This window comes from Alteribacter aurantiacus DSM 18675 (genome assembly GCF_000429705.1).
GTDB lineage: Bacteria > Bacillota > Bacilli > Bacillales > Salisediminibacteriaceae > Alteribacter > Alteribacter aurantiacus.
This window is the reverse complement of sequence record NZ_KE386941.1, coordinates 1,713,585-1,724,529: the sequence shown is the minus strand read 5'-3', so window position 1 is coordinate 1,724,529 and position 10,945 is coordinate 1,713,585. Positions and strand designations below refer to the sequence as shown.

At 42.2% G+C, this 10,945-nt stretch carries 7 protein-coding genes and 1 pseudogene; 4 read left to right on the top strand and 4 right to left on the bottom strand.

Going from position 1 to position 10,945, the window contains the following annotated elements; translation table 11 throughout:
* A pseudogene (locus G476_RS0112010) lies at nt 1-411 on the top strand (hypothetical protein); the annotation flags it as partial.
* 260 nt (nt 412-671) lie between these two features.
* On the opposite strand, the gene G476_RS0112005 reads toward G476_RS0112010, so the two are convergent.
* On the bottom strand, nt 672-1,844 hold the full coding sequence (locus G476_RS0112005; RefSeq protein ID WP_026690323.1) for a KamA family radical SAM protein: 1,173 nt from the start codon (nt 1,842-1,844) through the stop codon (nt 672-674).
* A gap of 198 nt (nt 1,845-2,042) precedes the next feature.
* Here G476_RS0112005 and G476_RS0112000 point away from each other — a divergent pair, with 198 nt between their 5' ends.
* Nucleotides 2,043-3,443, top strand: a complete 1,401-nt coding sequence (locus G476_RS0112000; protein WP_245579659.1) for an aspartate aminotransferase family protein — start codon at nt 2,043-2,045, stop codon at nt 3,441-3,443.
* Nucleotides 3,444-3,484: 41 nt separating this feature from the next.
* Nucleotides 3,485-4,339: a MurR/RpiR family transcriptional regulator gene (locus tag G476_RS0111995; protein ID WP_026690321.1), complete on the top strand. Its 855-nt coding sequence runs from the start codon at nt 3,485-3,487 to the stop codon at nt 4,337-4,339.
* A gap of 298 nt (nt 4,340-4,637) precedes the next feature.
* Here the strand turns inward: G476_RS0111995 and G476_RS0111990 are convergent, their stop codons facing one another.
* From G476_RS0111990 to G476_RS0111975, 3 genes are all read right to left on the bottom strand, one after another.
* Nucleotides 4,638-6,611: a TRAP transporter permease gene (locus tag G476_RS0111990; RefSeq protein WP_026690320.1), complete on the bottom strand. Its 1,974-nt coding sequence runs from the start codon at nt 6,609-6,611 to the stop codon at nt 4,638-4,640.
* A gap of 254 nt (nt 6,612-6,865) precedes the next feature.
* A complete protein-coding gene (locus G476_RS0111985) occupies nt 6,866-7,900 on the bottom strand; it encodes a TAXI family TRAP transporter solute-binding subunit (protein ID WP_026690319.1) in 1,035 nt (344 codons plus the stop codon).
* 622 nt (nt 7,901-8,522) lie between these two features.
* The gene (locus G476_RS0111975; protein WP_026690318.1) at nt 8,523-9,896 is read right to left on the bottom strand and encodes an MATE family efflux transporter; all 1,374 of its coding nucleotides are present in this window, start codon (nt 9,894-9,896) and stop codon (nt 8,523-8,525) included.
* A gap of 123 nt (nt 9,897-10,019) precedes the next feature.
* Here G476_RS0111975 and G476_RS0111970 point away from each other — a divergent pair, with 123 nt between their 5' ends.
* Nucleotides 10,020-10,919 carry a helix-turn-helix transcriptional regulator gene (locus G476_RS0111970; RefSeq protein WP_026690317.1) on the top strand — a complete coding sequence of 300 codons (900 nt, stop codon included), beginning with the start codon at nt 10,020-10,022 and terminating at the stop codon, nt 10,917-10,919.
* Nucleotides 10,920-10,945 lie beyond the last annotated feature (26 nt).

The window sequence follows — 10,945 nt, the reverse complement described above, 5'->3', positions numbered from 1 at the left end:
GGCCCGAATGTGATGGGGATGGGTCAAATGCCAGGAAGCCCGAATCAGATGATGGGAATGGATCAGATGCCAGGAGGCCCGAATCAGATGATGGGGATGGGTCAGATGCCAGGCGACCCGAATGTGATGGGAATGGGCCAAATGCCAGGAGGCCCGAATGTGATGGGGATGGGCCAAATGCCAGGCGACCCTAATCAGATGATGACAGATCATCATCATGGCATGCCAGGCAACGGAAGCCAGAACGGGATGTCGATGCCAGGCAACGGAGGTCAACACGGAATGCCGATGATGCCAAGCAACGGAGGCCATGCTCAAATGGAACAATCGCAGCAGGGACGCCACCAATCACAGGGGATGCCGCACATGGGGTATATGACAGCTGATGATGATGACAACTTTGATTATTAAAAGCACAAAAATATAGAAGTCTTAGCAAAAGCACCATAGATGAATAGGGTTAAAAGAAGCTGGCTCGTATGAGGTCAGTTTCTTTTTGTGCTTTGACAATCTGGGACCTTCAATAAGAGAACAGGAGAGGTCCCAATGGAGTATTTGGCACGAAACCTTATCAAAAAAAAGCACCCGCTGTTGCGAATGCTTTCATAAAAACGTCTAGTATGACCTAGGCAGACCACTGAATAAGGAAAGTTCAGTGCCTATCAGTGTCCTTAAGACTCAATAGGAGTCTTTTCTTTTTGATTTATTTTTTCGTTCGCCGACTCAAACGTCTCCATTTTTTTGTTCGGTTGCTTCCAGTGATCTGTATTTCCTGGAAGGTCATCAAACCAAGCCGCCTCTTTTGGGCAATCGAGAACCATGAATTTTCCATATTCACCGTCACGTGATTGATGATATTTCAAGTAAGCCTTACCGTCTTCGATAGCAAGGATTTCGACCTTTCCAGAAGTATGGCTCATAGAGAGACGAACGCGTTTACCAAGACCAGATGTAATGGCTTTTGCTTTTTCAACAGCTTGATAAGCCTCTTCCAACGTTAGAACGAAATCGTTGTTTCCGGCTACCGGACGGTTAATAAAGAAGTAATAAGGTGTGACTCCCGCCCACGATAGTCTATCTAATAGTTCAGCAAGGACTTCCGGTTCATGATTAATCCCTTTAAGGACTGGGGTTTGGTTAACAACAATCGCTCCTGCATCGTGTAGGGCTTCAAACCCTCGTTTCGCTTCTTCTGTGATTTCATTCGGATGGTTAATATGAGCCATCACATAAATGCGTTTTTCAGCAGTGGAGTACTCACGAATCAACTTTAACAACTCTTCATCTTCATAAATACGCATCGGGTTAAAAACAGGCATTTTTGAGCCGAGGCGTATGATTTTAACATGATCAATCTCTCGTAATTGTTCAATGATTCTTCTTAGCTTTTTAGTCGCTAAAATGAGTGAATCACCGCCAGTTAGAAGAACATTGTTGATTTCCGGGTGCTCTTTAATGTACTCAATCCCCGGTTGAACATCTGACATGGCTTCTTTAATGTCGTTACGGAATAAGCGCTTTCGGAAACAATAGCGGCAATAGGCACCGCAAACTTCTGAAACGATTAAAAGGGCAGTCGTTGTGTACTTATGTTGGCATCCTGGAACAACGTAGTTCGTATCTTCATCGGAAGCATCCCAACGTCCATATTCTTCAAGTTCCCCTTCATTAGGAATGACAAGTTTTCGAATGGGATCGTTCGGATCTTTCCAATCAATAAGATTAAGATAATAATCGTTTACTCTAAAAACGAATTTTTCTGTAATCTGCTTTAATTTTTCTTTTTCTTCATCAGTGATGTGTTCGATCTTATCGAGGTTCATAATGTACTTAGGTTGCACCATTTTTACACCCTCCAATAGTCGTAGTTAGCAGCGTTGATTCCAGTTCAGTATACCAATAATATATGAATTTAGCCAATTTTTAGAATATTATAATATTTTTGAAATATATCATTCATTTTGAAAAATGGGCGAAATTTTCTCTTCATCTCTTCGTCGATTTGCCATATAATGAAATAAATACTTCATAAAAGTGGAGTGATGAAAGGAAGGCGCTTAATTAAAATGGCTATTCACTCTTTTTCACATCCTTTGGCCTCATATTTCAGCCGGACGAAAGAATCTTACCGGATTCATTGTGAAAGTAAGGAACATTTACCGGGTGGTGTCACTGCGAACATCAAGCACTTTGCTCCGTACCCAATTGTAATGAAGCATGGAAATGGAGCGTGGCTAACCGATGTTGATGGAAATGACTATGTCGACTATCTGATGAGCTATGGTGCACTGGCATTAGGGCATGGTCATGATCGGATTCAAAAAGCTCTTCAAAAACAAATTCAAACGGACGGGACCTATTTGTTTGGAACCCCACACGAACTTGAAACCAGATTTGCTCAAAAAATAAAGCATTACCTACCATCGATGGAGCGAATTCGTTACACGAACTCAGGCACTGAAGCAACATTGTTGGCATTAAGACTTGCCTATGCGTACACCGGAAAAACCAAAGTGGCAAAATTTGAAGGACATTACCACGGTGGGTATAACGAAATGCTATACAGTATCAATCCTGACGAACAACAATCCGGTCCTTTTGACGAACCCTATACTGTACCTGAATCAGCAGGGTTGTTACCCGGTGGGGAAGAGAACACACTAATATTGCCGTTCAATCATCCTGAGGCCTGTGATCGACTGTTAAAAAAGCATCGCCAAGAGCTCGCAGCCGTGATCATTGAGCCCGTTCAAGGAGGATTTATCCCAGCTGAGCGAGAATTCATTAACAGACTACGTAAAACAACGGAAGAAGAAGGAATTGTCCTTATCTTCGATGAAGTAAAAACAGGTTTTCGATCTTCAATGGGCGGAGCACAAACGGTGTACCAAGTATCGCCTGACATCACCACGTTGGGGAAAGTCGTCGGCGGTGGTTTTCCATTTGGTATGGTAGGCGGAAAAAAAGAGATCATGGACGTGTCAAGCCCTAAGGACGGAAGCGATGTTTTTGATACCATGCAAAGTAAAAATTCTTCAGCAATAGACACCTTGTTTCACAGCGGAACTTACAACGGTCATCCGCTCATCCTAGCAGCCGGACTCGCTACACTGGAAGTGCTAGAGTCAGAGTATGAAAAAACAGTCGATTTTACAGAAGATCTAAGAATGGAACTAGAAAGTTTCTTTAAGAAAAAATCTGTACCAATGAAAACGATAGGAATGGGTACAATCTTCAATCCCATATTTACAATTGAACAAGTGAACCATTATCGGGATATGAAAAAAACCAATCTTCAATTTAGAAAAGAACTTGACCTGCATCTGATTAACGAAGGGATTTACACAAAACCATTAAATAGATACAGCATTTCAACAGCGCATGGAGAAAAGGAACTCAAACAAACAATGGATGCTTTACACAGAATCTTTAAACAAAAATGAAGCAAGGAATAAGCGGACAGGGGAAAAAGGAGCGTTTGATGATGTTCGAAAATGAAGTGTATGAGCGGATGATCAACTATCAAGAAACCATGAGTAAATCTCATAAAAAAATTGCCAATTACTTAATTGAAAACCGGGAGACAGCGCCTTTTTTAACAGCATCGAAACTTGCAAAGCATGTAGGTGTAGGGGAAGCAACGGTCATCCGGTTTGCCTTTTTTTTAAACTACAAAGGTTATCCAGACCTCCAAAGGCATTTGCAAGAAGCCATGCAACGAAAGATGACCTCAGCCGAAGTACTTGTTAAAACCACGGACAAAGACGGTTCAACGTCTGACGTCGTGACAGAGATCTTAGGAGACGACATTCAAAACCTTAAAACAACCCTCAATCAGTTGAACACGGCACACTTCGAGCAAGCTGTGCAAGAAATTATTGATGCAAACAGAATCTATATTATTGCATATAGAAGTGCAGCTAGTATTGGAAGCTTCATGGAGTTTTATTTGGACATGGTCCTTCAAAATACGGAGATGATCCGTCAAGGTGACGGTGTGTCTGAGCACTTATTGGATATTAAAGAAAATGACTTGGTGATCGGCTTCGGTTTTGCAAGGTATACTAAGCGAACAGTAGAGGTACTCAAATACGCGAAACAACGCGGAGCAAAAACCCTCATCATCACGGACCACTACATGAGCCCTCTCGTTCCTTTAGGAGACTTAAAGCTGATAGCAGCCACAGAGATCAATTCGTTTATCGATTCTTTTTCAGCGCCCCTAAGCATTGTCAATGCTTTGGTAACCGCTGTGACAAGAGCAGAACACGTAAAAGTTGAGAAACGCCTTCACGACTTGGAAGGGCTTTGGGATAATTTTGATGTGTTTGAAGAGTGATGGTGGTTTGAGTTTATCACGTAAGAGGAGGAGTTTAGTTATTTTGGCTAACCCGTGAATAAAAATAGGTAACCCGTAAAAAAGAGAGCACTTCTCGTTAATAAGGGTAGTGAACCCGTAAAATCAGAATACGAACCCGTAAATCATAGAATCAAAGCCGCAAAATAATGAAGTTCATCCGCAAATCCACCCATGTCAACCGGCAATAATCAAATCGAACTCGTCACTTTCTCGTTTATATAAACGAAATAAAAAACGCCCCTGCGATCCGAGTTCGGATTGCGGGGGCGTTTCGCTATTATGCAGGTGCGTTGTTTTTCGCACCTTCAGGATTTCTAATTCTTTGGACCACACCAATGATCACAAGAAGAACAAGTCCACCGAGCGAGATGAAGAGGTTCCCAGGGATAATGAGCATAATACCTGCTACGATTAGCAAGATGCGCTCATACCAGTAAGGCTTCGCGAAGAAGTATCCCATCATTGCGGCACTGATGGCGACCATTCCAATAATGGCTGTAACAAGAACCGGAGTTAATGTAGCGAACGTAGCATCCTCTAATAGAAGAACCGGACTGTATACAAACACATACGGGATGATAAAAGCGGCAATCGCCAATTTCAAGGCCGTTACACCGGCTTTCATCGGATTGGCCCTGGCAATTCCGGCTCCAGCGTAGGCAGCCAAACATACTGGCGGAGTAATATCCGCAACAATACCAAAGTAGAAAACGAAGAAATGGGCTGCAATTGGTGGCACATCAAAGGCAATTAATGCCGGAGCAGCCATAGAAGCTGTAACAACGTAGTTGGCTGTTGTTGGCAGTCCCATTCCTAAAATGATACAAGCAATCATTGTAAAGAAGAGAAGTAAGAACAGGCTGTCTCCTGCAATGGTAAGGAGAGCCCCTGCAATTTTCCCACCTAAACCTGTAAATACAACCACACCTACGATAATACCGGCACTCGCACACGCTGCGATAACCGGAAGGGCAACGCGGGCACCTTGCTCAAGAGCATCAATAATGCTCCTTGGTCCCATTCGTGTTTCTTTTCTGAACATACTTACTAAGAAGGCTGTTCCGATCCCTGTCAAGGCCGCAGCTGTTGGTGTGAATCCGGAAACGAGCATATAAATAATGGTGAACAATGGCAAAATGAGGTCCATACGCTTGAGTAATCCCTTGGCGGATGGAAGCTCACTCTTTGGCAGGCCATGAATACCATAACGTTTTGCTTCAAAGTGTGTGCCTAAAAACACACCAGTAAAGTAAAGTAATGCTGGAATGATACCGATAATGATAATGTCACTATATGATACATCACTAATGTATTCAGCCATGATAAAAGCAGCTGCTCCCATGATTGGTGGCATGATTTGTCCACCTGTTGAAGCGGATGCTTCAGCAGCAGCGGCAAATTCAGGTCTGAATTTTGCACGTTTCATCATCGGAATGGTAAAGGAACCAGATGCTACTGTATTGGCAACCGAACTCCCTGTTACTGTTCCTTGCATGGCAGAAGCAGCAACGGCCGCTTTCGCTGTACCACCAGTAAACCGACCTGTTAAACCAAATGCAAGGTCGTTAAAAAATTGTCCTACTCCCGTTCGTACTAACATGACACCGAAGAATAAGAACAAGAAAATATAGGTTGAGGAGATCTGAATCGGAATCCCGAAGATCGCCTCAGAAGAGAAGAACAAACGCCTTGAGAGGCCAGACCAGTCAAATCCTCCGTGACCAAATCCGTACGGTAAGTTTGTTCCATACAAACCGTAAAGAATTGCTGTAGCAGCAATAACGACAATCGGTAATCCCACTGCACGACGAGTGGCCTCTAGAAGTAGAACAATTCCAATTGTAGCTACAATAATATCCACAGTCGTAAACCCTAAAATTCGTGCAGGTCCTGTTATCCAGTCATAACGGAATAAGATATAAAATGAGCTTCCCATGGCAAGGAGAGCCAAGATTACATCATAAAATGCAATCCCTCTTTTAGTAATCCCCGATTTTGTAGCAGGATAGAGCAAAAAGATAAGACCCATTGCTGTACCAAGGTGAACGGCTCCTTGTACTAAGTATACGAGCGGACCGATTGCTGGTGTTGCGCGGTATAAGTGAAAGACTGTTAGGGAAATAGCGACGAAGGCTATGACCCATTTCCAACGGCCGAGATCTTGTCTGAACGTTGCTTCTTTGTCATATTTCGCGAGCATTTTTTGTTGTTCTTTTTCATCCATTGCTTGCTGATTGGTTAGATCTGCCATGTAATCACCGTCCTTTCAAAAGTACGAACTAAAAACCGACGAAAAAGTAGGAGAAAGCGATCTAACTTCCTGCTTTTTCGTCGGTATTCCGCATAACAACTTCTTTAGCGGAGCAAAACATTCGCTACTAACGTTTTATCATAGTTCTTATGGGAAAACAATCTTTACAAGATTTTAAAAACTCAAAAAGAAATAGGTGTAACTTCTTTAAAAAAGGCCGGACAAAAAACCCACGTCCGGCCCGTCACATTCAATTAGTCAAGGTAGCCTTGCTCTTCAAAGAATCGCTCCGCACCTGGGTGCATTGGAAGGCCATCTGAACCGTTCATGATGTTCTCAGGGTCTAAGTGCTGACCTTGTGCATGAGAAACATCTTCCCAGTTTTCGTAAAGGGCTCTCGTAATTTCGTATCCAAGATCTTCGTCAATCGTATCAGTAGAACCGACCAAAACAGCGTAAGCCGTAATTGCGTTTACAGGCTCATCCATAAAGTCGTAAGAATCAGCTGGAATTTCAAGAAGCTCGTATCCACTGTTTTCTTCGATGTAAGCTACAGCTTCATCAGATAAAGAAAGAAGCTCAATATCACGTTGTAAAGAAAGCTCTTCAATGCTTCCGGCCGGTAGTCCAAGAAGACCGAAAGAAGCATCTAAGTTACCATCTTGCAGGCGTCCTGCAGCGTCACCAAAACCTTCATCAAACGCGTTGTAATCACCATCTTCAAGACCGTAAGCTTCAAGAATCAAGCGAGCAGCCTCTTGCGTACCTGAACCTGGTGGTCCAATGGCAATATCCATACCCTCAAGATCAGCAACAGATTCGATTCCTGCATCCGCACGAACGACAACTTGCATGACTTCAGGATAAATGTGGCCCATAAAACCGAAGTTATCTACTTGAGCTCCGTCAAATTCACCAGTACCTTCAGCTGCATCTAGAGCTGGAAGGTGTACACTCATTCCTAGGTCAAGTTCGCCTTGGAAAATCTGTGCAAGGTTGTCTACAGAAGCTCCTGTAGCCACAGCACTGAGGTCGAATCCGTCGTAACCTTCAACGTTTGCGTTGATTACGTTCGCCATTTCTTGTCCTAGAGGATAATATGTACCCCCAGTACTACCTGTACCAATTTGTAAACCAGTTACGTCAACATCGCCAGCTGTTTCTTCTTGGCCGTTGTCAGAGTCACCGTCATCTGCACCGCCGTTTTCTTCCGTATCGCCATCGCCACACGCAGACAATAGCATACCGAGTGTCAAAGCGGATGCAAACATTGTGTAAAACTTCTTCATGCAAATTCCCCCTTGAAATTAATATAGTTTCATACTAACCATTGTATAAAAATTGTTAGTACCCTTTTTACATTTAAGCAGAAATCTATGAAGTTGTCAAAAAAATTGTACTTGTAAGCGGGAACATCATAGATTCACCCCATAGAAAACTAGATTTGTCAGAGTTTGTCGGTTGTGTGGATTAATTTGTAACAAAAGGTAAAAAATCTCTCTGTTTTCTGTGTTAGTGAATGATTATACTTAATTTTGCATAAATAAAGCTGGGGATTGCACATTAAACATACCTCTATTCCCTCATTATAAATGTCACAAACCTATTAATTTTCTGAAAAGATATTATTAGTAATATATTCTTCATCATTAACAGACATAAATCCATCTTTATACCATCCAAAAATAGATCTTAAACTTGTGAATTAGAAAATGTTTTTTTCAAACTCATAGAGGTTTGGTTTCCTCTATGATATAGAAGGAGGTGGTTAATGATGAGTGGATTGGATCATTTGCTTGAAACAGATGTCATCCAAATCAAAAAAGACATGGAGCTTTTCCATGCCTTTAATACTTTCAAATAAAGTGGTAGTTCCGAAAATCTCTAATAGGTTCAGCTCACTAGGATCGTTTACCCGTGTGCCTTTTCCTTAACATCCACAAAGGACATGCGTTTCCATTCTCCTTTTTTCCACCGTCTAAGCATCAAAAGTCCCCTTAACCATTCATCAGCGATTAAAGCGATCCAAATACCGACTAGTCCTAGCCCTAACACAATGCCTGCCGTATACGAAATGGTGACAGACACTCCCCACATAGAGAGAATCCCGATATAAACCGGGTATTTCACATCCCCGGCAGCTCGAAGGCAGTTGATCACAATCAAATTAAATGCGCGCCCCGGCTCCAATATAATCGTAAGTAGCAACAACATGCCACCAAGTTCAATGATTTGTGGATTGTCTGTAAAAATGGATAACAGGTTCTCACGAAAAACAGCGAATAAGCTTGCCGCTCCTAGGGAGACTCCAAAACCGATCCATAGACTTTTCAAGCAACGTTGATATGCTTCTTCAAGCTTTCCTTCTCCGACCAAATGGCCAACGATGATCTGTGTTCCTTGACCGATCGCAAAGGCAAAGAGAAAAGCGAACATCATAATATTAATCGCATATACCCGTGTTGTAAGTTCAATGGTTCCCATCGATGCGACGAACATAGTAATGACCACTTGACTCATGTTATATGAGAGGTGCTCACCGGCAGAGGGGATCCCAATTTTCATCAATTGCTTCATCTCTGTTCTAGGGAAAGCTTGGAATAAATAAGAGAAGGGAAGTTCTCCATTCACTCTTTTATATAAAACAACCATGAGTACGACTAGACCAATGGTTCTGCTTGCTGCTGTACTAATCGCCACACCTGTTGCACCGAGCTCAGGAAAGCCCATGGGTCCAAAAATAAATAAGTAGTTTCCGATTACATTCAATACATTCATGCCAAGGGTGATCCACATGGCATCGCGTGTGAAACCATGACTTTTGATAACGGCACCTGCTGTCATGATTAACGCCTGAACAAAGGCGAATCCTCCTACAATACGAAGATACATCAGAGCTGTATCCATCAATTCCGGAGGTAGATTCATTAATTGTAAAAGAGAAGGTCCGAGTAGAAAGAGCACGGCACTTAGGATTAATCCAAAAGCCAAGTTGGCTACAAGAGAAACCACGGCAATTCGACTTGCTTCTAAATCCTTTTTAGCTCCTAAGTATTGAGCAATTAAAATAGTCGTCCCTGTAGCAACAAACCCAAACATGACGATAATGACACTCATGAGTTGGTTGGATACGCCTACGGCAGCTACTGCATTGTCATCATATTGACTGAGCATGAGTGTATCGGCATTTCCCATTAACATATGTAAAAAGATTTCAATGAAGATCGGCCACGTGAGGGCAAATAAAGTTAGTTTTTTTCTCGTGGTGTTTTCTCGTTGTGACATGATTACCTCCTGTGTCCTGTTTGGACATTAACGAATTAAGCTATCATTAGTCTATAAGGACAATATCAGATTTAAAAGGTATAATAACGATAATAATAGGACAAATCCGACTTGGAGGTTGTTATGAACCTTTTGAAGGCCCATGTACCGCCTATGCCCGTTTTTATTAAGTGTGGAAAAGGAAGTTTTAAACAAAGCCAAAAGCACTTTTGGAGAACCTTTGAAGTGTTTGATCTTTTAATAGTAGAAAAAGGTACATTATATATGAAGGAAGTAGACGATGAATATGAAGTTCAACAAGGAGAATACTTATTGTTGGCACCAGGACTCCGTCACGGGGGATTCAAAGGGTGCGAGGAAGATACTCGCTTCTTCTGGGTTCATTTTGTGTTTCCTGGATCTTATACCTTAGCGGATAACAAACTGTTTGATTGGTCTCACGTATTGGTCAGGGAAAGTACGTTTACCGAACCGGCTGATTTTCTCCTGCATATTCCTAGATACGGTAAGATTCAAAACAAAGAGAGAGTGGAGAACTTGCTCGATCACTTAAGCTTACTAAACCACTCTCAATCACCTATGGATAAGATGAAACAACAATCATTATTTTATGAAGGCCTTTTATTATTGCAACAAGAAGCAATCCAATTACCAACGAGTGCAGAGCGAGTAGCTGAAGAGACCATTCACTTTATTAGAGAGCATTATGCTGATTCAGCTCTTACTCTTACGAACATTGCTAAAGAGCTTTTGTACCACCCTGATTATGTTTCAAGGTGTTTAAAAAGAGTCACGGGGCTTACACCTGTTCAGTATGTCAGTCGTTACCGATTAGAGGTGGCCAAAGACTTGTTAATCACAACGAACATGGACCTCGGGGCGATCAGCACAGAAGTAGGGATCCAAGACCGAAGTTATTTTTCTAGGTTGTTTAAAAGAGTGGAAGGCATTTCGCCAAGAGAGTTCAGAAGAATGAGAGAAAAAGAAGTGGCTCGACCGCTACAAGAAGGAAGGAAAGAGTAGGGAATGGTCCCGATTTTCGTAAGTGC